General features: G+C 64.5%; 16 protein-coding genes. 4 read left to right on the forward strand and 12 right to left on the reverse strand.

Translation table 11 applies throughout. The annotated features are described in order from the left end of the window. Positions 1–258 precede the first annotated feature (258 nt). Positions 259–1,518: a cutinase family protein gene (locus ACFWUP_RS21840; RefSeq protein ID WP_379237046.1), complete on the reverse strand. Its 1,260-nt coding sequence runs from the start codon at positions 1,516–1,518 to the stop codon at positions 259–261. A gap of 406 nt (positions 1,519–1,924) precedes the next feature. Between ACFWUP_RS21840 and ACFWUP_RS21845 the strand changes: the two genes are divergently transcribed. Genes ACFWUP_RS21845 through ACFWUP_RS21855 form a run of 3 tightly spaced genes read left to right on the forward strand, consistent with a single transcriptional unit; the run spans position 1,925 to position 4,635 of the window. Beyond that, entirely contained in the window at positions 1,925–2,218 is a 294-nt protein-coding gene (locus tag ACFWUP_RS21845; protein WP_379237048.1) for a type VII secretion target, read from the forward strand. Next, positions 2,219–3,970, forward strand: coding sequence for a M91 family zinc metallopeptidase (locus tag ACFWUP_RS21850; protein WP_379237050.1), 1,752 nt, complete (start codon positions 2,219–2,221; stop codon positions 3,968–3,970). A gap of 5 nt (positions 3,971–3,975) precedes the next feature. Further along, on the forward strand, positions 3,976–4,635 hold the full coding sequence (locus ACFWUP_RS21855) for a hypothetical protein (RefSeq protein WP_379237052.1): 660 nt from the start codon (positions 3,976–3,978) through the stop codon (positions 4,633–4,635). Positions 4,636–4,701: 66 nt separating this feature from the next. Here ACFWUP_RS21855 and ACFWUP_RS21860 read toward each other — a convergent pair whose 3' ends face one another. From ACFWUP_RS21860 to ACFWUP_RS21875, 4 genes are all read right to left on the reverse strand, one after another. After that, positions 4,702–5,625, reverse strand: a complete 924-nt coding sequence (locus ACFWUP_RS21860) for an aminoglycoside phosphotransferase family protein (RefSeq protein WP_379237054.1) — start codon at positions 5,623–5,625, stop codon at positions 4,702–4,704. Continuing rightward, a complete protein-coding gene (locus ACFWUP_RS21865; RefSeq protein WP_379237056.1) occupies positions 5,622–6,746 on the reverse strand; it encodes an aminotransferase class V-fold PLP-dependent enzyme in 1,125 nt (374 codons plus the stop codon). The genes ACFWUP_RS21860 and ACFWUP_RS21865 overlap by 4 nt, the downstream gene beginning before the upstream one ends. Further along, a complete protein-coding gene (locus tag ACFWUP_RS21870; RefSeq protein WP_379237057.1) occupies positions 6,743–9,250 on the reverse strand; it encodes an ATP-binding protein in 2,508 nt (835 codons plus the stop codon). The genes ACFWUP_RS21865 and ACFWUP_RS21870 overlap by 4 nt, the downstream gene beginning before the upstream one ends. 137 nt (positions 9,251–9,387) lie before the next feature. Then, positions 9,388–9,786 (reverse strand): hypothetical protein, encoded by a 399-nt coding sequence (locus ACFWUP_RS21875; protein ID WP_379237059.1) that lies wholly within the window; start codon positions 9,784–9,786, stop codon positions 9,388–9,390. A gap of 80 nt (positions 9,787–9,866) precedes the next feature. On the opposite strand from ACFWUP_RS21875, the gene ACFWUP_RS21880 reads away from it, so the two are divergent. Then, entirely contained in the window at positions 9,867–12,134 is a 2,268-nt protein-coding gene (locus ACFWUP_RS21880; protein ID WP_379237061.1) for a hypothetical protein, read from the forward strand. Between the two features lie 609 nt (positions 12,135–12,743). Here the strand turns inward: ACFWUP_RS21880 and ACFWUP_RS21885 are convergent. From ACFWUP_RS21885 to ACFWUP_RS21915, 7 genes are all read right to left on the reverse strand, one after another. After that, positions 12,744–13,412, reverse strand: coding sequence for a hypothetical protein (locus tag ACFWUP_RS21885; RefSeq protein ID WP_379237063.1), 669 nt, complete (start codon positions 13,410–13,412; stop codon positions 12,744–12,746). Positions 13,413–13,665: 253 nt separating this feature from the next. Next, a complete protein-coding gene (locus ACFWUP_RS21890; protein ID WP_379237065.1) occupies positions 13,666–13,896 on the reverse strand; it encodes a hypothetical protein in 231 nt (76 codons plus the stop codon). A 58-nt stretch (positions 13,897–13,954) separates the two neighbouring features. Beyond that, positions 13,955–14,959 (reverse strand): NlpC/P60 family protein, encoded by a 1,005-nt coding sequence (locus ACFWUP_RS21895; protein WP_379237066.1) that lies wholly within the window; start codon positions 14,957–14,959, stop codon positions 13,955–13,957. After that, entirely contained in the window at positions 14,959–15,975 is a 1,017-nt protein-coding gene (locus ACFWUP_RS21900) for a replication-relaxation family protein (RefSeq protein ID WP_379237068.1), read from the reverse strand. The genes ACFWUP_RS21895 and ACFWUP_RS21900 overlap by 1 nt, the downstream gene beginning before the upstream one ends. Positions 15,976–16,058: 83 nt before the next feature. Continuing rightward, positions 16,059–18,581 (reverse strand): type IV secretory system conjugative DNA transfer family protein, encoded by a 2,523-nt coding sequence (locus tag ACFWUP_RS21905; protein ID WP_379237070.1) that lies wholly within the window; start codon positions 18,579–18,581, stop codon positions 16,059–16,061. Then, positions 18,581–21,565: a PrgI family mobile element protein gene (locus ACFWUP_RS21910; RefSeq protein ID WP_379237072.1), complete on the reverse strand. Its 2,985-nt coding sequence runs from the start codon at positions 21,563–21,565 to the stop codon at positions 18,581–18,583. The genes ACFWUP_RS21905 and ACFWUP_RS21910 overlap by 1 nt, the downstream gene beginning before the upstream one ends. Next, a complete protein-coding gene (locus ACFWUP_RS21915) occupies positions 21,562–23,550 on the reverse strand; it encodes a hypothetical protein (RefSeq protein ID WP_379237074.1) in 1,989 nt (662 codons plus the stop codon). Before ACFWUP_RS21915 ends, ACFWUP_RS21910 begins: the two co-directional genes overlap by 4 nt.

Below are 23,550 nucleotides of genomic sequence, written 5' to 3' on the forward strand. Positions count from 1 at the left end.
CGCCGCACACCCGCCGCCGCACACCCGCCGCCGCACACCCGCCGCCGCACACCCGCCGCCGCACACCCGCCGCCGCACACCCGCCGCCGCACACCCGCCGCCGCACACCCAAAACGACGGCCAACGTTGCCGTTGGCCGTCGTTTCGGGGTTCGTTCCTGAGAGATGGACGATCGTAATTCGGTTGTGTTACTGCTCTTTTCGACCTCGCATCGCGCGCCAAACCTTACGCGGCCGCAAACCTCCCACGGCGGTCCATCTACCGACTACTCGCGATCTGATCAGCGAGCCAATCACCAACCACGTCCAGAGCACCGTCGGTGTAGCCGTTCACGTGGACACCCGAGGTCGCGAATTGCGCAGCCTCGGCGGCCTGGCTGGCGAGGTCGACCAGAGCTGTCGTAGTAGTCGCATCGGTGCTAGCGGTGAACTCTTCTGCGAGGGTGGCGATCTCGCTGCTGTTGCCGGTCAACGCCGATGCGGCGGTGGCTGCGAGGTCAGCAGCGACCGGAATCAGCCCGGTGAGTTCTGTGGCCGCACCGATCAGGTCGACAACGGCGAGCTTCTCGAAGGCCCGCCACGCGACCTCCTGGGCTGCTCCGATGTCGGTTGCGATCCGGCTGATGTCGAGGTCAGCAAGAATATCCACGATCTGGGCAGCGATCCCGGTCCATCCCGAGGCATCGAACGCTGACGCCATCGACAGTGCGTCGGCGACGAGGTGGAAATCGACCTTGTCAGCGAGACTCACCAGCGGGTTGAACAGCGTATTGAGCTCTCCGGTAACCCGATGCACTCCAGCGACGTCCCCGACCGCCAGCAGCGCGGGTAACTGGGCGATGTCATAGCCGATCTGTGGAATGTTCGCGGCGAAGCTGGCCAGGCCACCGAGCACGATCACGACCTGCTGTGTCACCGACGAAGCATCCAACCCACCGCTCGGCTCATCCTCGGTGTTCGTCGAGTTCGGGTTGTCGGTATCCAGGGTCGATCCGCCCGTGAACGCGCGCCCGACCGCGGACAACGCAGGGGAAGCTTCCGGCGAGGTCGAGCAATAGATATCACCGGTTGCGCAGCTCGTGACTACGCGGCCTTCCAACTCCGCGAAACTGTCGCGGGTCCCCGCGATCCCCTGGCCGGAAACTGCCTGCCCCAGTTGCGGAGTGCTCGAATCCCGATTGGGATCGGACAGCAATCCGACACCGAGTACTCGCGAGGCAGGAATCGGACCTTTCCCGCGGCCGATCTGCGCCGCCATGTCGCCGGCGACATCGGCGCCTTGCGAGTACCCAGCCATCACCACCTGAGTCGAGTCGCACAGACCAGCCAGCATCGACGACAGAGCTTGCACTCCACCAGATTCCGATGCCGAATACGGCAACGGCGCGGCGGAGTACGGAAGACTCCGGACGTCGATATCCTCGCCGAACCGCGCACGCAGCTCCGCACCGATCGGCGCGAGGAGTCCAACGAGATGGCCGGGGTCCGCATTCGCGGTGGTCTCGGTCGTGCCCGGCACCAATACCGCCGTCCACCGCGCACACCCAGACTCCGTTACCGGGTCGGCACCCGCCGTCGCTGTACTCCCGGCGGTTGTCAACGCTGCGATACATGCGACGGCGCCGACACTGCGCCGCATGGTCGTTCGAGTCTTGGCGTTTGGTGCGGGCGGGGATGAATCGATCAGCGTTGTGTGTGTTCGGGTGGTGAACATCGGCCCTCCGGAACGTTCGGTGGATTCCTGGCGGGGATACGCGCCAGCACCACAGGACTCCGACCATCACGGCCCGATTCGACAGCCAGTAGGCACAAGCTCGAGGGCATCCCGGCCGACCACGCCGGTCTCCGCGTCACCGACGGCGAGCCGCAACGCCATGCGGTACCGTGCCTGTTGGGCTTGGGAGGCCCATTCGATAGGGGGCGAGATGCTGAACGTGGATCCCGACGAGTTGCGAAGCCTGGCTTCGTCGATGGAATCGGTCGCCGGACTGCTGGACGCACTCGAGGTCCGGACCGCTGCGAACGCCGTCGGTGCCGCGCTGCCCGGAGCGGACCTCGCCGATGTCTGCGCCAGTTCCGGAGAGGTCACCGAGACCGCGTTCCGGCGTATGGGCGCCCGGTGCCGCCGAATCTCCCAGATCGCCAAAGGCAGCGCGGACACCTTCGAGATCACCGATGTCGAGTTCAGCAAACGGATCACCGAACTGGGAGAGGCGTAGATGCCGACCCGCGCCGAGGTCAACCAATGGAATCCGACCCTGCTCGCCGACGCCGGGCAGCGCATTCTTGCCCAGAATCAGGAGTTCACCTCCGGCATCGACCGGTTGCGCGCCGACATCCAGACCGCGGGGTCGCATTGGGACGGCGACGCGTACTGGGCTGCCTACAACCGAATCGGCGAGGACCACGACGCGGGAACCAAACTCGCCCAGGAAGTCACCGCTCTCGCCGAGGCGACGATCGCTGGTGCCAGCACGATCACCAGTTATCGGGGTGTCGTCCTGGCTCGGGTCGGTGATGCCGAAGGCGCTGGTTTCACGGTTGGCGACGACTGGACCGTCACCGCCAGCGACACTGGCGAAGAGAGCGATCGCAGTGCCCACCAGAGCCTCATCGCCCAAGCCCGCAATGAGCTGATGGCCGCAGTCGCGCAGGTCAACCGATCGATCTCCGAGGCTCGGGATGCGGTCCGCGACCGCGGATCCGCCCTCGGTGATGACCCAGCGGCACTCGGCGCGAAGCCGAATATCAGCCGAGATGGGCTCTCGGTGATCATCGAGACCACCGATGAGAACGACGTCATCACCGTCGAACACGACCCGAAAACGGGTGTCGCGACCGTGACGGTCAACGGCGAGAAGCAAACCTTCACCGGCACGGACGCCGAGAACCTCGTCATCAAATCGCGCGGCGGAGATGACCTGATCACCGTCGCCAACGGCACCCAGGTCGGCGTAAAAGTCGAAGGTGGCGACGGGAAGGACACCATCTTCGGCGGCAAAGGTCGCGACTACCTCGAGGGCGGCGCAGGCCAAGACACCATCCACGGCGGTGAGGGCAACGACGTCATCTACGGCGGCGCCGACGACGACAGCCTATTCGGCGGCGAGGGTGAGGATTACGTCGAAGGTGGGTCCGGAAACGACAGGATCGCAGGCCACGCCGGCAACGACATCCTCTCCGGTGGACTCGGCGACGACTTCATCGAAGGCAACGAGGGCAGCGACAAAATCTACGCGGGTGACGGAACCGACAACGTCTCCGGCAGCGGAGTCAACACCGCCGCGAACGGGAACGGCAACGACACGATCTACGCGCAAGAGGGCGTGGACACCATCAGCCGCCACGGCGACCAACCCACCGTCGTCAACGTGGAACTGGCACAGATCCCGGAAAAGATCGTCGTCACCGGGTCACCGGAATTCCAAGAACGCGTCCGCAGCGACCTCGAGTTCATGCGGTCATCGCCGACTGGTCAGCAGATGCTGACCAGTTTCGCCAACACCGACCACACCGTGACCATCGTCGAGGCCGCTAACGAACGCAGCAATGCCATGCCTGGGGATTGGAAACCGGCGAGCTACAACCCAGCCACCGGAACACCCGGCGCCGGGACGAGCGTAACGGTCGCCTACGACCCTCGAACCACTGATCTGGGCTTCGGCTACGAGAAGTATGCATGGGGTGCCGAACTGCCACCGTCCCTTGTTCTCACCCACGAGTTGGCCCACGCCACCGACTTCACCCATGGAACGTTCCGAGGCGGCACCTACCAGGGCGACGACAAGATCGACGGCAACTCCGCCGGTGTCCGTGAGGGGGAACGCGTCGCTGTCGGGCTACCGATCGACCACGACAACAACCCGTCCACGCCCGAACAAGTCGTACCCGAACATCCCACCGCGCTGACAGAGAACGCAATGCGCACCGAGCTCGGATTGCCCCTGCGCGAACACTACGAATCCCAGTGAGCACAATGATCCGGCACCTGTCGACTCGTACAACGATGCTCGCAACGCTCGTCGTCAGCTTGTGTGTGGGTTGTGGTGGCGCAACAGAATCGACGAGCCGACCGGTCACCACGACAGTGCCGAATCCGGCCCCGGCCATGTGCGAGGAACGCGTAGTCGTCACCAAGGACGACAGCATCCAAATGGACACCGAGTTCGTCGCCAAAGCTGACCGGCTGATCATCCGCTTCCAGCTCACCAACCACCGCGACGCCGACATCTACTTCGCGAATCGCGCGAACTCGACGACCGGACCGGCCAACCTCGTCCCACGAAGCGACGGCATCGTCGAAATCAGCCGCCGCAAATACACCACACCCGAATGTCCGGTACTGAATGCAGCCCCTCCACCGCTTCCACCCACGCTCCGTGTCCAGCCAGGTCAGACGGTCGCGGATGAATTCGACGTGCCCCTTCCGCTCGTTGGCAACCATCCCATCTTCGGCCACGCCGACTACTACTTGACGCCGATGCCTGCGCGTCCCTACCGAGCCGTGTTCTGCGTCGGCGTCGTACCGCCTATAGTCGATCAACCACACCAGCAGAAGCACTCGAACCTCTATGAGGCAACCGATTTCGACTTCAGCATGCAAGTGAATATCTGCGGCCAGGTGCACACCGTATGAATGCCGATTCAGCGTGGCGTGGCGCGGCCGACCTGCTCGCACGGGCTGCGAAACCTCGAACTCTCGCTATACCGAGCTGGCAATGCCCCGATCGATCGACCCGATGAACTGCACGATTCGTTCTCCTGATGGCGGCAGGTACGGCCGATACTCCGCGACCGCGAGCACGTAGGTCCACGCCAGCAGCCGGTTCGGAACCAGCAGAGGGTGGCTGGCCAGGTCGTCGAGCCTCTCGGCAATCGTGCGCGGCCCGTCCTGAATCGCCACCCACAGGGCCGCTTCTGCGTTGACGTCGCCGACGGCACCGAGCGGGTCGATCGTGTACCAGAGGTCAGGGCCTTGCAAAATGTTCTTGGCCTGCAGGTCCGCGTGGAGAACTCGAGGCTGTTCGGTGGTACTCAGGAGCTTGTCGATCACCACCTGGGCGTCCGCGAGGTGCCGGTAACCGTCGATGCGTCCGATCGCGTCCGTGAACCGGGGATCGTCGAAACGTTCTCTGGCCCAGCCCATTCGCATCTCGATTACGTCGGCGAGGTCTTTCAACGCGGGTGGTTCCGGCAAGTCCGGCGCGTTGAGACGGCTGAGAAGTGTCGTGAAGCTGTCGGACTCGGCGGGGTCGTCGCCGGGCCACGCCACGGTGCCGGGAACGATGCGGGTCATCAGGAAGACGCCCGTGTTCGTGTCCTGACGCAACACCGAGGGTGCGGCGTTGCCTGCCGCCCAGCGGTTGATCATCTGCATCTCGGTGTTGCCCGCCTCGAGGTCGACGGGGATCTTCAGCACCGCGGCTCGGCCAGTTTCGGTCTCTGTGCAGTACGCGCAGCACGACATCGCACCGTTGTCGGCGATGCTGTCCATCTCCAAACCCCAGCGCTGGGCGTATCGGGCGAGTTGGTCAGGGAGAGTCCCGAGCCAGGCACGGCCGTCGTCCTCGCCGCGGAGGAAGATGATGGCCGCTTCCAGCCGTTCGGGGATTGTCGGGATGTTCATCGAGACAGCACCTCCTGGATTCGGTTGGTGACACGATCGATGTCGTTCTCGTCGTTGTAGATGTGGGTCGCGAGTCGCAGCAGGCATTCTCCGTCCGCGCCATTGCCGACCCATGCCCGGATCTCGGCGGCCTGGAGCGCGTCCTTGACCCGGGGTGCTGTCACGCCGTCGAGTATGAACGAGCGAAGGCGCGGCGGCCTGAATTTCGTTGCCGCCGTGGGCCGGGCACCGATGTCGGCCAGTGCTCGGTCGGCGGTGTCGGCCAGTTTCTCGCAGTCGTGGAGTAGTCCGGTGCTCTGCCATTCGAGCCACTGTTCGATCGCTGTTCCCGTGCACAGACGAGGCACTGGATCGAAGGTCCCCGGCCACGAGAATCGCTCGGCAAGGTCGACGGAGTCCCACGTCAGAGAAACTTCCGCCGGCCGGATCTCGAGCTCTGGCTCAACCCACAGGAAGCCGACAGGACGCAACGTTGGAAACCACTTGTGGAGGGTTCCGAACACCACGGACGCACCCCAAATTTCGGGAGACAGGGGAATATGTCCAGGCCCATGCGCAGCGTCGACGATCATTCGCCCACCGCGCTGCTCGACCCACTCTCCTAGCGCGGCCAGTGGCATCCGGATCGCGGTCGACGATGTGACGGCGCTGACCTGCAAGTAGTCGACCTGGCCGGGTACCTGTTCATCGAGAGCGGCGAGCAGAGCGGTACTCGACTCGAGCGGAACGGGCACTGCGACCGACACCAAACGGGCCCCAGCTTTGGAGCACGCGATTTCCCAGGCACGGCGGATCGACGAGTACTCGATATCGAGCACAACAACGGTGCTGTCCCGGTTGAGCGGAACCGACGCGATTGTCGACGCGGCGGCCGACGTGGCATTGGTGCACAGCGTCATGCGAGCACCGTCCACACCGAGCGCTCGGGCTGCCGAAATCGTCTGCTCGGCCAGACGGCCGGTCAGCTCGTATCCCAGATGCGCTGTCGGGTCGGATTCGATCTGCTGACGGAGCCTGTCACCTTCAGCGATGACTCTCCGTGAACTCAGCCCATAGGACGCGTGATTGAACTGGGTGAGGTCAGCGCGCAGCGCGAAGTCCACGACCGCCCCGGGCTTCATGCCAGCCCCGCCCGCAGGTGTGCCAGGTTGGGCACGTCGAACCGGAAGATCGCATCCGCTGCCTGCGCGTCTTCGACAGACACTCCCAGTTGCGCGACCGCGAAAGTGACTGGATCCCACCCTGGCGGTCGGGTGCCGAGCCGTTCGACCAGCTCGCGCAGCAGCTCACGTGAATCCGCGAGCAGGAAGTCCTCGTTCGCCGCGCGGAGTACCTCGTCGAGGAATTCTGCCGCCGCGAACGGACCTCGCAGAGCCTCGATTTCAAAGAGCTGGCACGCGAGTGTGGTCGATACCCGTCCAGCCGCAGCGGATTGGCTGATATCGGTGAAAACCGCGAAGGCGTTGGCGGCGTTGGGGAATTCACCGCGCATCCCGAGTACCCGGCTGAGATCGCGGATGTGTGGCGGATTCTCGCTGGCCACCCCCGAGGCTTGCGACATCTCCCGCAGCTGCGTGAGCAGCTCAGCGGAACGTTCGACCTCCATGCACGCCATCGTCTTCTTGCTCAGCCAATGCACTGCCTCGTATTCGGCGTACGGGTGTCCGGCGGCGCGGGCGACGTCGATCGCCTTCTGTAACCACTGCTCAGCCTCCATCGGCTGACCCGCAGCCAGGTGTGCGAGCCCCCGGTGGCCGAAAGCTCGTGACTGCACTTCGGGTTCGGCGGACATCGCCGCGACCTGGTCGCACAGTTCGACGCACCGGGCGAAGTCCTGGACCGGCCCGCACAGCGCGACCTCCGCATAGAGGTTCAGCGTCTCCGCCAGCACTCCCCCGGGTTCGCCGAAGTCGATCGCCAACTGGTCGAGCACGTCGACTGCCTGCTCCCACCGGCAGGTCATGCGCAGGTTCCGCGCCCACAACAGTCGAAGGTGTGCCACCTCGGCGGGCGCAACCGCGTCCGATTCGGGCAGGTCGAGTCCCGCTACGCACGCGTCGACACCGGCAGCGTGATCTCCTCCAGCGGAAAGACATTCGGCCAGCAGCGCGAACGCGGCGAAATGTGGAGTGTTCTCCACCGCGATCCGAGCGAGGTCCCGCGCTTTCGAGACCGCACCGAGTGCGAACTGGCGCCGGGCCGCCCGCAATGCGAGCGCTCCGGCCTTCGCCCCGTTGGAGGCTTCGACGGCGACCGCTGCCGCTCGCACGAACAGCTCATCGTCCCAGTCCCGCTCTGCTTCGATGATCTGGAGCAGTTTGGTGTGGTGACGCCGCCACCGGGGCGCGTTGGCCGCGCCGCGTTCCCGTAGCACCTGCGCGAACAGCGGGTGATGAATGCGGTAGCGGTCGTATTCGTTTCGCTGTTCGGCGGGGCGAACGAGGTCGTGTTCGTCGAAGAGGACGTGGAGTCGCTCGTAGACGTCGTCGATGTCGATCCGGGTGAGTTGAGCCAGGTAGTCGACTTCGAAGATGTAGCCGATCAACGCAGCGGTTTCGAGCAGCCGCTGGTCCTCGGAGGTCAAGTAGGACAGTCGATCTTCTATGACGGAGGTGATCTGCCTGGGCGGGTGGTGCGAGCGGTGTCGGTCGACTCGGGCCAGCGACTCGGCGAACAAGGGGTTGCCATCGCTGAGCCGGACGATGCGTGACACGGCATTCGGTGACGCGGTCCGGCCGACGACCGTGCGGCGTACCAACTCCTCGGTGTCCTGCGGTGACAGGCGCGGCAGATCGATGACCGGTGTCTGCGGGCGATACCGGCACAGTTTGAAGACTGTGCGCTGCAAGGGATGGGTTTGGTCGGCGGACTTCAGCTGATCAGACCGGTAGGCGAGGACCAGGACGAGCGGGCCTTGCACCCGTAGCGCGATGGCTGTCAGCAGGTCGATGGTGGCGGTGTCGGCCCAGTGCAGGTCGTCGAGCACCATCACCAGCGGGGTGTCGGTGACGATGTCCTCGATGAGCCGCAGCAGCTGGTCGAGCCGGCTGTCCATCTCTGTCCGATCGCCGCCGCTGGCCGCGTAGGACTGCCCGGTGCGGACGCCCGCAGCCAGCACCTGCCCGACAACGGGCACCGACTCGATCCAATCAGGAGCGTTCTGCTTGAACGACTGCGTGATTCGCTGCCACCGGGAAGGTGAGCCCGACCTTTGCGCTGAGGCAGCCAACGACCGGAGACATTCCCGGACGGCCTGGAACGAGTCCGAGGCCAGCGAGTTCAGCATCGCTTGCCCATAGCCGGTGAGCAGGTGGGAAGAACTGTGCCGTTCGGCGGCTTCGTGGGCGAATCTGGTCAGCAGGCTGGTCTTGCCGACCCCGGCCTCACCGCGGAGAACGACTACCTGCGCCTCGCGGCTCTCGACCGAACGGTCGACGACCGCCAATAGCATCGCTAGCTCGTCAACCCGGTCTACCAGCGGCGCTGGAGCACCTGTCCCCGGCACAACATCCCCTCCCGACGGTCCTCCCACAATCACACGTGGTTCCAGTCGCAAATCATAGAGGCTGGCCGAGTGTGACGTCAGGATATGTTGTGGCGCTGATGGATTCGTGCGTCCCAACACGGAAGCAGGCGGCGAAGCGCGCGTCAACCAGTCATCGCGAACACGGATTTCTCGCGATAACAGACGTTGCGACGAGATCAACCGTCACTTGCCGTGGACACATTACTGGTTGTTGGTCACCGTAAGCTCATGCCCCATCACGCACCGACCTCTATATCCTGGTCATCGATCCTGCTGCGATCGGAAGCGGCGATCTCAACGTCGGCGCTGGACGCCTCGACCGCATTGCCCCGCATCGCAGACTCTGATGTAGCCGCCAACTTGACGTTGGCAGCGGCCGCTGCCTGAATGACCGAACCTTCGATTTGCGATCCACCATCCGCCAGTAACGTCACGGATGAACGTCCGCGAGATCGCTTCCGCTCGACATACCATGCTAGTGCGCAGGCGGCTGCCGTGATGAGAGTCAGGAGCGCGGACCCCGCCACAATCTGAGGCCAGTCGCTGAAGCCAGTCAGCTTGTTGACGACGACGCTAGCAGCGATCGTCAGGAAATTTAGAGCCGCAGCCGCTGACGCGGCGTTACGAACATTCATTGGTTCTTCCGAGCGCTCGATGTGGCAAGATCCGTTGCAGTACAGGCTATTCCATGACGGGTGGTTCGACAATGGTTTGGGTGGGACGGTTCACCGACCGCGGCGAGATCATCGCCGCATTCGATCGATTCGCGCAGTCAGACGAGCAGCTATTGATGCTTTGGGGCCTCGCCGGGATGGGGAAATCTCGTATCGTCGCAGAGCTCGCAGCCAGAACGCCTGCTGGCCAAAGCCGCGTAATCGACCTGACCTCCGTGATCGCTGCCAACTATGGTCAACTACCTCAAGGCCCGGCAGGCGAACTCCTTGCCCGCATCGCAGACGCACTGTCATCGTGGACTGATTCTAAACGACTCAAGCGATATTTTAGCATCGAGGCAAGAAAAGCGATACAAATACTGAGGGCAGGCGATGTACGCGTTGTAATACAGGCCAAGAATAACAGCTCCATCACCGGAAACGTAATACAGATTGCCAATGGACCTGACGCAGAAGCATTTGCTGCCCATCGGCGGCGATTGGTTGCCGCACTAACAGAACTAGCTCGCCATATACAACATCCCGGCATCATCCTTATCGACACGAGTGAGTTACTCGCCCTGCTTGATGATATAGCACATGAACAGGGGCCGGGCCAACCACCTTTAGGTCACTGGTTCACGCATAGCGTTCTACCAGAGTTGGCACGATCCAATCCGCGCATAAAGGTTGTCACCGCCGGACGCGACTGTCCGACAGAGCCTGCCGGAGTCATCGCCAGCATTCATGAGCTGGCAGACTGGTCGCTTGAGCACACAACCACATTCCTACAATCGTGCGGAATTGACAATGAGGTGCTAATAGCAGAAGCTCACCGGTTGTGCCGTGGAGTTCCACTGTGGCTAGCCCTAATTGCGGAATTCAATCAAGAACTACAGTTGCGCAATGTTTCGCTTACGGTCGAGCAACTAAGGCTCGAAGCATCCGGACGGCCTGCTGAAACATGGCTAACAGAAACACTTCTAGAGCGGCTTTCCCCCACACAGAAGAGGGTTCTGAAGGCGGCTGCGATTCCGCGCCTCGTCACAGAAGAAATCATAGGCGAACTAATTTACGAAACGACCATCTCCGAGGCTTGGTTTAGTCGATTTACCCGCCACTCGTTTGTGAAATCAACTGGCGGAACATTTGAGATTCATGCTTTGGTTCGCGAGTCCGTTCTCACACAGCTCGAACGTGGAGAACCGCGTCTGTTTTCACAGTTACAACGCGTCGCCGCCGACTATTTCCGCGATGTCGGCCAAACACTTGAAGAAGCGTATCACCGATTCGCGATCGGCGACCTATCGCTCGGAGAATGGTGGTCAGCTACTACTGAGGCGGCAATTATACGCCAGGATCTTGGCAACGCAGTCCTACACCTCGACGCCGTTATGGGGCAAGAGGATAGGCTTCGCAAACTCGGAGCGGAGCAACTACTCGCCCGTGGCTACTACCTCACTGGGCGCCTCAACTACTTCCGCAACAAGATGGATGATGCTCTCACTGCACTCGCTGATGCCAACGCGCGTTTCTCTAACATTGGCGACAAAAAGGGAGTCGCTGATACTCTCACAATAATTTCCCGTGTCGAACATCAAACCGGTTCAGTCGAACGCGCACGGAAGCATGTAGAAGATTCACTTCTGCTTTATAGATCAATTCAACATACCGCTGGGATAGGCGAGGCGCTTCGCGATCTATGCTGGATAGATATCAGACTCGGGTCATATGAGCGAGCAACAGAACTTGCCCTTGAGTGCGCAAATATTTCAGAATCCATAAACAACAATTATGCGCACGCGGAGTCGTTGCGCGCATTGAGCTGGATTAAGCGGCAGCAAAATGACCTACCGGCCGCAGAGTCCACGATCAATAAAAGCTTGCAACTCTACGACCTCGACAGGAACAGGCGAGGCCGAGCAAATGCACTTATTGCACATATAGAAATAATGATAGATATGAACGATTTCTACAGAGCTTCAGCGGCAGTCACTGAACTTCTCAATATCTCACAATCAATAGAATATCTCGCAGGAACGTCCGTTGGAAATTGCCTACTGGCATATACGACACTTGGGGCAGGTAAGCCGTACCTAGCCATCGAACAAGCTACAGCGGCGTTTATGGCCAACAGCGCCACAAAGCTACCTTTTTGGCAAGCCCGATCACTCATAGTCCGCAGCAAGGCCTTTATCGAGATCGAACAGCACCATGACGCAATGACAGATGCGTTACAAGCTATGGACATTTACACCAACATGCCGGATGAGGCAGGCATCAGTCGGGTCGCGACCCTTATTGCGGAGATCGAACGACGCACGCCTTAACAATGCGCGAGGAGCGCTCGGACACTATCGGCCAGAATCACCACTCGCCTAGATCCGATAGGTAACGTAAGACCCGGTTCAGGGCCCGGTGAACGTTGACAGCGAGGTGCCAACGTTCGCCGACATTCGCTCGAACTCTAATGATCGGCAGCGAATTCTTCCAACACCGATCAAACCTATCTGGAGAAGCCCGACAGTTCGAGGTTAGACGGGCGATGCTGGATCACTAACGCCTATTGCGTCGCCCGTGGCGATAGTTGTTCGGTCTGCCTGGATGCGTTCGAGTAGGCGTCGCCCACCGGCCGTGCAGTGGTAGTGGACGTGGACGTGGTAGTCGATTTCCCATTCTCGACAAATGGTAATGCCGTGATTGCATTTGCCTGGCTCGAGGATGAGCGCTCGGCCTGGGTCGTCGTCGCTGTCGCGTAGTTGCAGGCTGACGTAGTCGTTCCCGCTGAAACTGACGCCGGGTTTGATGGCACCGGTGTCGTCGTGGCCCTTCGTGTTCCGCATGACATGCATCGGGTTGTTTCCCTTCTCGAATCAATAGCGGCAATCGCGTAGTACAGCGCGGGGCTGGACTACGCGATTGCAAGGGCTTCGTGCCTGTCAGGGCTGCGCGGCGGGCTCGGTCGGCGGCTCCGTCGAGTGGTCCCCCTGTTCGGCCAGTGCGAACTTCTTGGGTGCCTCGCAGGTCATGGTCGCGACGCCGGTATCGGTGAGTTTGACTAGTGCGTTGTGGACCGCGCCGCTCGATCGTCCGAGGGCTTTGCCGATTTGGTGTGGGCTGAACGATTCGCCGGGGTGGTCGCGCAGGTGGTCTTCGACCATTCCCCGCAGTCCGCCTGATGGCAGGTGGGCGGGCTTGTCCCCGGCGACGGGTTCGGGCGTAGGTTCCTCGGCCGGTTCGGTGTCAGGAGCCGGTGCCTCCTCGGGCTCGGGAGTTGGGTCGGGCTCTGCCGGTTCGTCGGAGACTGTCGGTTCCTGTTGTGCTGTAGCAACTTTCGATTCGACGGGCTCCGGCGCGGAGTTAGGCTGCGCGATGGTGGTTTCTGGGGTGATGCTCCAGCGGACGGCGGCGCGGAGGTTGTCGTCATCGTCGTGGCGGGTGACGCTGCCTTCGGCGCCCCAGCGAGCGAGGATCTTGCGGGCGGTGGAGGCACCGATTCCGGCGGTTGAGGCCAGTTCGGCGGCAGTGGTCGGTGTGTCGGTGGCGTTCAGGGTGGCCCAGAGGTTGTCTTCGGTTGTGCTGCGCGCGTTTTCGATGATGGTGGACATGACGGCTCCTCAACGGAAAAGGGGTGGGATGGTTGTCATGTCCCGGCCGGGACGGTCGCCGTTCGGAATTGGTTTCCGGTCGGGTTCCACATCTATGGACGCTCGATACACCGGCCAATGTCAAGCGGCCAGTAGGAAACTATCCCGGCGATGAATCCCGATACGCCTGCGAACAGGGAAAACACTGTGCGGGAGAAGAATTCGAATGCGTGTTGGCTTGCCATTCTTCTCCTGGTGGCTTCGGTGGTGGTGTTCATGTCCTAGTTGGATCGGGTGCGTCGTCGGACCAGGGGAATGGTTCGGTGAACAGGCAGTCCTTCTGCCATTTCGGGGTGCAGTTCGGGCAGACGCTGTCGTGGTGGTTGCATTCTCGGGTTCGGGCGAGGGGGATCTCGATCTGTTCGATGCGGTGGACGATTCGACCGCTTCCGGTCGGTCTATAGGAGAAGTCCACGAGCGCACTCACCGTTCGATGTGGTTTCATTCTCCTTGCTCCTTCCCGGCGGCGAGTTCATGGCATCTCCACGAATCCGTCTGCAACATCAAAGTTTCGGGTCATTCGCAGTTTCCGATCTGGGCGGAACTGGTCGGCTCGCTCCGAAGAAGTCATCGCCGGAGTACCGGTAGTCCTCGATCTGGACGGGCACGTTGAACGTGGGTGCGTTGATCATTTTTCCGGCCCCCAGATACAGGCCGACGTGATGGAGATCAGCGTCGGTGCCGTAGAACACCAGGTCTCCGGGCTGTAGTTGGGTCTCGGACACGGGCGTTCCAGCGAAGTACTGGTCGTGGGCCAGGCGGGGCAGCGTGACACCGGCTGTCGCCCAGGCGGATTTGGTGAGCCCGGAGCAGTCCCAGCCGCCGCTGGCCTCGGGGCCGTTGCCGCCCCACACGTACGGTTGTCCGAGTTGGGCGCAGGCGAAGGCGATCACGGTCGCCGCGGCGGGGTTGGTTGTTTGGAATTCGGTGCAGGTGCCGGTGCCGGTTTGGGCGGGGGTGCTGTAGCGGGCTGCTTGGTCCAGGACGTCGCGGACGTACCAGTCGGCGTGGTTGTAGGCGTAAATCGCGGCGTACATGTCATTGGGCGCGCCGGAGTCGCACAGGTAGTGGGCGGCGGCGTAGATAGCGTCGCTGGGGTTGTAGCGCGAGGGCGGATCCGCGCCGCCGGCCGGGAGTGGGTGTCGGGCGACGACGGAGTCGAAGGTCGGTGCGAGGAATTGCATCGGGCCGCCGGCCCCGGCGAAGTTCTCGCCGGTGCTGACGCCGGGTAGTGGTGAGCGGCCGTGGTCGGTTTCGATCTTGCCGATCGCGGCGAGCACGGACCAGTCCAGACCTGGGCATGCTGCGGGGGCTGCTCGGTAGAGCGCGAGCATGTTCTCCGGAATGTCTTGTACTGCTTCGGTGCTCGGTGCGGTTCCTGTTCCCGGAGCGGGTGCGGTGATCGTCGCGCTGCGGTCGAAGGTGATGGCGGTGGCGACGACCGTGGCGATGATGACGGTGCAGAAGACGAAGGCCGCTGCGCTGGCGCCGAGGGCTTTGGTCAGCATCACTGTTCACCAGCCTCGGCCGGTGGAACTGGTGTTGGCGCGGCCAGAATGGTCTGCCTCGCGAGCGGCGCATCGCCGGGCTCGGCGTCTGCGGTCGGCACCGTTGGTGGCGTGAGGCGGGGCCAGCGGCGCGTGAGCTGGTGCAGGTGCACTCGACCGGTTCCGGGTTCGGAGTCCAGCGGAAGCCACACTCGACCAGCTGGGCCGGGTTGATGTGGTTCGGGGTTGTCGAAGTCGGCCGCGGCGGTGGCGATCGGTACTGCGGCGGGGTTGTCGAGCGAGCGCCAGATTTCATGTAAGGCCCTGCGTGCGTTGGTTTCTCGGCGAATTGTGGGTAGCCAGATCAGGAGCGGGGTGGTGATGGCGGTGGATTCGGCGAGTTCGGAGTAGCCGTGGAGTTTGCGGGTGAGTTGGCCGAGGTTTTCGGTGCCGAGGTCGTATTCGAGGAAGAACTCGATCGTGGTGTCGCCGACGCTCCACCGGCCGTAGGCGTCGGGGCGGACGAGGTCGCCCCAGAGGCGTTGGCAGCGGGTTTGGGACCACCATTGGCCCAGGGTCTGGTCGCGGCGTTGGCGGGCTGTGGTGGCGAGGGCGGTGAACCAGTCGGCGACGCCGACGGTGTGGGCGAGATGGATACCGAGGGATATTCCGATCGCGCGGTCGGCGCGCCATCGGAGTTCTTTGAGGTCGAGGCCTTCCTCGGCGGCGAGGACTTGGGCGCCGACCGTGGCGAGGACGTAGTGGGTGGGGTGGGTGCCTGAGGTGCGGTAGGGGGTGAAGCGGCTGATCACTCCGTATCGGAACAGTGTGAGCAGGCGCCGTCGGGCTACCCGACGTGAGGTGAACCCGAGGGCGGCGATTTGGTGGCTGGTGAGGACCTGGTGCTCGTAGAGCATCCGGAGCAGCCACCGGTCACGGGCGGTCAGTCGTACTGCCAGCGCGGCAGGGCCGATCGATTCCGGTGTGTTGCTCCTGGCGGCACGGTAGTCCTTCTGCCGCAATGGTTTGCCGGTCATCGGGGATACCGCCTTTCGGAGCGAGCACAGAATTCGGGCAGTGGTGCGGAAGCTGTTGGGGCTGAGCTGGACCCGGGCTTTGGCTATCGGCGTGGGTCGTGTCCGGGTGGTCTCGGAGCGATTTCTAGGACGGGTTTGGGCGCAGGTTCGATGTCGTCGTCCGGTGTCGGAGCGGGGGTGTTGCGGCGGGCGGCAGCTCGGATGGTGCGGGCACGTCCTGGTGCCGGCGGCGGCAGTGCTTCGGTGGTGAAGGTGAACGGTGGTGCCTGTTGTCCGGACACGAGCACGCGGGCAGCGGCATGGAAGACGTCGAGATGGGTCAGGTCGTGTTCGGACAGCCACGGGCTGGTGTGGCGGGCGAGGTCGCGGGCGTCTTCGGGGGACGCGGTGAAGATGATCTTCGAGCGGGCGTTCGCTGAGATGCCGTCTCGGAGTTCGCGGGGTAGTTGGCCGAGGTTTTGGTGAGCCAAGACGAGTGAGAGGCGCAGGCCGCGGGCTTCGGCGAGCATGTCCTCGACCGGGGTCGACAGGTTCAGGAAGTTGTGTGCTTCGTCGAGGACAAGGCTCGCGTCGGCACGCTGGGCCGCGGTGGTGCTGGCGCGGGCGGTGATGGTCTGCCAGGTGCGGGCGACCAGCAGCGATCCCATCAGCCGGGTTGTTTCCTCGCCGAGAGAGCCTTTCGGGATGCGGACCAAACAGATTCCGCCGTGGTCGAGGACTTCGGCGAGGTCGACGGTGGATCGGCCGGCGGCGACGGCGGCTTTGACGAAGGGGCGCAGCAGCAGCGGTCTCAGTTTGTTGAGCAGGGGCGCGACGACCTCGCCGCGGCCGGCGTCGGATAGCGCTTCAAAGGAGTCCCAGAACCCTCGGAGAACGGGATCGGTGACGCCGCCGGTGATGCGGGCTCGGTAGGGCGCTTCGGTGAGGATTCGGGCGAGGTGGGTGAGGGTGGTGACGCCGGGTTCGGCGCAGAGGGTGAGCAGGCTCGCTCGCAGGATGTCGTCGGTGCGGGGGCCCCAGTGGCGGGCGTAGATGCGGCGAAAGATGGTGACCAGGTTGTCCACCGCCAGGTCGATTCGGGCGAGGTCGGTATCGAGGGGGTTCACACACGGTGGTGGGGTGCGGGCGTCGGCGTCGAAGAGGACGACCTTGTCAGTGCAGTGGGCGGGCAGGCGGTCCAGGACGTCGGCGACGAGGTCACCTTTGGGGTCGATGACGACGACTCCTCGCCCGGCTTCGGCGTCGTCGAGGATCAGTTGTGCGAGCAAGGTGGATTTGCCGGTGCCGGTGGCGCCGAGGACGTGCAGGTGATGGCGGGCGTCGGCGACGCGCAACGCGACCGGGCGTCGGTTGCCCGAGTCTGCGAGGCCGAGGGGTTTGGTGTGTTCACCGGAGGTCGGGACCGTCACCGTGGGTGCCAGGGCACGCGCTCCGGCCCGGTCGATTCCGGGGAGATCCGGGTCGTACGGGAGGTGGGCGATAGTCGCCAGTTCGGGGATCGAGAGCAGGTCTCCGCGTCGGAACCTGCGTTCAGCCAACGCTTTCGACAGGCGCAGGCGACGGCGGCGCTTGTAGTAGTTGAGGTCGGTGACCGCGCCGAATACCGCGGCCAGACCGTGGGCTCGTCCTCGCGCGATGGCGCGAGCCTGGCGGGCTTGATCGGGGTCGGGGTCGGCAGGGAGGGTGATGGTGGCGGCGTAGCGAATGACGGTGTCCCAGTGCCCACCTCGTGCTTTGTTGGCGCTGGCGCGGGTGGCTGCGGTGTACTCCAACGATGTCTGACGATCGCGAGGCCGTCCGGTGTCGCGCCGGGGGCCGGTACGTGCGGACCGACCGAGCCGCCGGGGCGTGAAGACATCGAGCAGGTCGGTCACCGCTCCGAGGACGAGCCCGTGTCCTCCACTGTGGTTTTCGGTGCGACGGACGCGGCGGCCGGTGGCTTGGCGGGCGAGGATCTGGACGCAGGCGGCTTGTCCGGTTTCGAGGCCGTCGGCGGCGAGGATGAGGTCGCGGACGGGGTCGCCGCCGAGGGGTTCGGTGCGGATCGGCAGGGTTTCGCGGCGGCCCAGCCGTAGCTCTCCCCCGGCCAGGATTCGCCGGGTGCTGGTTTCCAGTTCGGGTAGTGGTGGTCGGGCGGGGGTGGTGTCGGTGCGTGCACCGGGCCAGGCCGAGGCAACCGCGCGTTCGATGAGTCCCGGCGGAACAGAGGAGGGCACCCAGATCTGGATCGAGACACCAGTCTCAGGGGTGATGGCGTATTCGAATCCGAGGTGGGGTTGCCCGAACAGGGTGCGTTTCCAGGCCGGGCGCAGCAGACCGATCAGGTGTGCCCACAACGCCAGTGCACCTTTGGCATCGACCACCGGCGGGGAAAGCACTCTCACCAGTCGGGCACCGGCGGCCATCCGCCGGCGACGCGCACGCCCGAGCACCCGCACCGCGGCGAGCACCGCCGCGACAACCGCTCCCACGATCAATGCGGCGGGCCGCGATGTCCCGATCCCGGTGACGAGGTCGGACACAACGCTGCCGAGCTGTGCGGGGTCGGTGAGGAGGCGACCGACTGGACTGTCAGCCGGGTCCGAGGTGGCCAGTGAGGTGATCATCAGGCCGCGTCCCGCAAGTCGATGTACACGTCCTCACCGTCGGGACCATCGTCAGCGGGTTCAGCTGGCGAAACCTTGTGGGCATCGGCATCGTCAATTACGTTGTTGGACAAGGCGACGTAGTCGTTCTCATCGACACCCGCGTCGGTGGCGGCGATCTCGTTGGGATCACTGGTGATCAGAGCGTTCTCGACTGCGGAAGCCAAGGTGGCAAAGGCGGCCCGATGGGTGCCTGTCGACAGGAGGCCGACGCCGCGTCCGGCGGTGAGCAGCATGGTGCGTTCGCCGTCGGAGAGTTTGAACGCGCCCGCGACCTCGTCGATGGCTTGGGATGCTTGGCGCAGCAGGATCTGGGTGGCCGAGTTCGCGACGATCGCTTTGCCGATATCGGTGGACAGGACATCAGCGCAGTCCTGAGTGGCCACGGTCAGTCCTGCCCAGCTCTTCCTGAACGACTTCGCGGCCTTGAGGAGGAACTCCGCGCCGATTGGTTGACGCATCAGCAACCACGCCTCGTCGACGGTCACTTGCCGGGGGCGGCGAGTTGCGGGGTTCGCGACCCGGCGAGCGGTGACATCCAGGGCTAGGAGCGTGCCGATGGTTTTGAGCTCCTCGGGCAGTTCCCGCAGCGAGAGCACCACCAGCCCGCCATCCGGGACCGTGGTGGTGGGCCCATCGATCAGACCGGCGAACGCACCCGTCCCGGTGTAAGGAGCCAGGGCAGCGGCGATGTCGGCACCGACCGGGCTGTCGAGGGCGAGGAGTTGTTCGCGCAGGATGCTCATCGTCGGTGCCGGGTTGCCCCAGGTGGCGGGGTCGTCGGTGATGCCGACACTGGAGTACGCGGCGGTCAGCGCGGTGTCGAGCAGCGCGCGCTGTGTCGGGGTTTGCTGGCCGAGGATCACGGCGATGACGGTGTGGGCGAACAGTTTCCGGCGGGTGAAGGCGTCGGCGGGTGCGGCGCGGTGCCCGTCGGGGTGGATGTGGATTTCCAGGTCGAACGGGTTGAGGCGGACACCTTTCGCGCCGAGGTGAACGTAGGTGCCCCCGACCGCGTCGGACAGGCGGCGGTATTCGTCTTCGGGATCGATGACGATGTTCTCGATACCCCGATGCAGCGAGCGCAGGAGTTCGGCTTTGAGTAGATAGGACTTGCCGGAACCGGAGACGCCGAGCACGATCGCGTTGTGGTTGTGCACTTCTGGGGCGAAGCGGTCCCAGAACATCAGCCCACCGGCGGCGTCACGGCCGAGCAGGACTCCGGCCGGGCGGTTCGCGACGGGGTCGATGGCGGGCAGTTGTGGGGAGTTGAACGGGAACGCCGCGGCGAGGGCGTCGGTGTCGAAGGTGCGGCGCACCCGCACCGGGTCCATGCCTAACGGGAGGGTCGCGGTCCAGCCTTGGGTGGCGCGGTAGGTGAGCGGGCAGGTGTCGATCAGCAGGCTCGCGGCCAGCGCTCGCACGGCGGCGGCTTCGTCGGCGAGCTCGGCTTCGGAATCGGCGTGGACGGTCACGTAGACGCCGGTGCGGAACAGGCGGCCTTGGCCGCGTGCGATGCGGGAGGACAGATCGGTGGCGTCCTCGACGGCGACCTCGACCTGTTGATCAGCCAGGCGGCCGTGGCCGAAGTCGGTGTTGCGGGACGATTCCAGGCGCGCGAGCTGTTTGCGCAGGCGGGTGGCGGCGGTGACGGCGTCGACCGGTTCGATGTGCACGGCGACGTCGAGGCGGCCCGGGTGCGACAGCAACGGTGCCAGCCATGCTGGTCCGACCTCGCGGGGGAATCCGGTAATCGCCAGTGTCGCTACCCATCCCGCGCCGACCTCGAGATGCCTGGCTCCGATTGTCAACGACTCCGGCGCGAATCCAGCCGTGCCTCGTCCACCGGTCGTCCGCACTCGGCGACTGAACGCCCAGTTCTTGAAGGTTTCGGCTTCACCGATGTGAACAACGTCGTCACGGTGGTGGTCGTCAGTGTCGGCGGTGTCAGGGACGAGGCTGCCGGGGTGGGTGGCGCTGGTCAGGATCGAGGTGGCCTGGTCATGGTCGAGGGCGGTGACGGTGATGCCGAGCGGAGCAAGCAGATCGGTTGCCTCGCTGATTCGGCGCTGCAATCGTGACTCGGCCGCGCGACGGGCGGCATCGGAGAGTTGGCGGCGGGCGCGGCGACGGCCGCCGAGCAGCCAGCTCGCGATCGCGGTCGATGACGGCCCGGTCAAGCTCGCCCCGGCTCCGGTGGGTAGGTCGAGGGTTTCGCGCCACACGAGCAGTACTTGGCGGCGCAGCAGCAGTTCGTCTCGCGCCATTCCTGCCAGGTGATCGGCGTGATCGGTTGCGGCGGTGGCGAGTTCGGGTGACATCGCTTCGGCGGCGGTGCGTAGACCGTTGATGTGCCCGGTCAGATCGAGGCGGGTCGAGCGGAGCAGGATCTGTACCGGTTGGGACAGTGAGTGCAGCCAGCGGCCGAGTTGGGCGACGAGGCTGTCTTGTTCTTCGGGGGTGTGCAGGGCGAGGTTGACCGTGCCGGCTGCGGCGATCATCGCCAACCCCTCCGCGCCGAGGTCGATCACCCCGATCCCGTCACCGCCGGGTGTCACGGTCTCCGGCAGCGTCACCGCGTCCGAAGAGAGAGGGCGCGGGTCGGGGTGTTTGCCGGTGGCGCTAGCGGTGAGCCAGCGTGGAACTTTGCCGATCCCTTCCGGTGCCGACACCAGGTGCCGGGGTCGGGTTCGGTGTCGGATCGCGGCGAGGAGCAGTTTGTCACCGGACAGGCCGTGGCGTGTGGTCAACGCGGTCACAGCGACGGCGGTCCCGAGCGGAATAGCGAAGGCAATGAATACCGGCGCCGGGATCACACTTCGAGTGGCGGTCCACGCCAGATACATCATCGCGACCAGGGCAGCGAGGATCGCGAGTTGGCGAGCGGTGAACGGACCGACAAGGCGGTCAGGGCGATCGACATCGGCAGGAATGCGAGTGGTCATCGTGTGCCTCCAGACGGCGGCGGGGTGCGCCGGTTGCGACGCTTGATGGGCAGGTCAGGCAATGGAAGGTGCAGTTGTCGACCAGGCGGACGCGGCGACGGTGGTGGTGTCGGTGTGCTTCCTCGTGGACTCGGCGGTGAAGGCATCGGCCCGGGCGGAGTCGCGGGTCCGGCTGGTCGCGGCGGCTCAGGTGTCGGCGGTCGCGCGCGGCGGACCGGGATCGGCAAGGGGTACTGGCCGTCGCGCAGCGGCTGGATGCCCGCGTACGGATCCGGGTCCGGAGTGCGGAAATCGAACGCCAACTGGCGCCCCTGCCGACGCGGCGACGGTGTCGGTGCAGTTGTGAAGCGCGCTCGGGTCGCCGAAGTCGGTGACGGTGTCGGTGCGGATGTGACGCGCGCTCGGGTTGTCGAGGGTGGCGGTGTGGTCGAGACCGGCGGTGGTGTCCTTCTCGGCCCTTTCGCGGCCTTGATCGGCAGCCGGTATTGGCCGTCGCGACCGAGGCGAGGTTGGGGACCGAGGTCCACGCCGTGCCATTGCGGTAGCGGGAGCATCATCTGCTCGCCGCGCGGTGTGGCCGCTGGCACCGCCCAGGCTGGTGTGATGCGTTGCGGTGGTGGCGGTTTCGGCGTGGCGCGACGGACGCCTTCGAGGGGCAGCATCAGCTGTCCGTCGCTGGTGGAACGCGTTCGGCTGTAGGGGTCCGGTGTCGGGCGCGGGGCTCGGACCTGTTGGCGGGGAGTGGATCCGCCGGCGGCGTTGCGCGCGGTGCTCGCCGCCGGTGCCTTCTTCGCGCCCTTGATCAGGCCGAAGGTCTTGTAGGAGATGTAGCCGCGCAGCAGCGTATTGGGCAGCGAGCGTCCGTTGCTGATCTTCATGGCCGAGAGCAGCCAGAACGGGACCTTGATCAGCACACCCATCAACGCCAAGGCGATGATCAGGTTGACGTACCCCTCCTTATTGGGGCCGAAGAACTCCCAGCCGCCGGGGCTCAGGAACACACGCAGCGCGGTGACGAGCACCAGGGACTGGACGACTTGGATCGCCAGGCACGCGGCGAACGCTCGCCACCACCACCGCGCGATCCCGTCGAGCCCTGGCAGCGCGTGACACATCAACGCCAACGGGGCAGCAACGACAAGCACGATCGTGACCATCACCCGCACCACATAGGTGATCGCCAGAATGATCATCACGTGGATCAGCGCGAGCAGCAGCAAGATGACGAAGATGCTGGATGCCTGTCCGCCAGCGGGAATGGTCGCGAGTTCCTTCAATGCCGCTGCCGCGGAATCCGTATCGACACCGTCACCGGCCAGGGCCATGGCGAGTCCGTTGGCAAACGAGATGGCCTGGGTCGCGATCAGCATGCTCATCGCTCCCGCGATCAGCCCGACAACCAGGCGAGGCAGTAGCTCTTGCAGCGACCATCGGGTTTGCAAGGTCTCACGCAGCATCAACAAGATCCCGGCGACCATCACCAGCAGCCCGTAGATGGCGAGCACCAGCTGCCAGGACGAATTCCACAACTCCCCCACCCGAGGCAAATCGCTCGGCTCCGGTGTCGCCAGAAACGTCTCACCGAGAAGTTCCAGCAGCGGGTTGAGCGCGGAATCGACCACGCGGCGGAAGAAGCCGTCTACCGCGTTCGCGACGCAGCCCTCGATATCGGTGACACCGCACTCCGAGTCACCGTCCCCGGTCTGGTCCGCGGGGTCATCCGAAGGGGCGCTGCTCGGCGCCGGGGTGACCGTCGGTGTCGACGTCCCCGGTGCCGTAGTTGCGGGTGTTGGCGTCGGCTGGGCCGGTGTGGTGACCACCGGCGGTGTGGGTGGGGTGGGGGTGGCGGGATCGGCGAGGCCGATCGCGGTGCCGCACCACAGCATCGCCACCATCGCGACGATCGCCACCACGGCCGACACCGGGCCGGGCGGTGGTCGGTATGGCGACCGCGCTTGTCGCGCGGTGAGGTGGGGCGCGGTCAT

This window comes from Nocardia sp. NPDC058658, assembly GCF_042716665.1.
In the GTDB taxonomy this organism is placed as follows: domain Bacteria; phylum Actinomycetota; class Actinomycetes; order Mycobacteriales; family Mycobacteriaceae; genus Nocardia.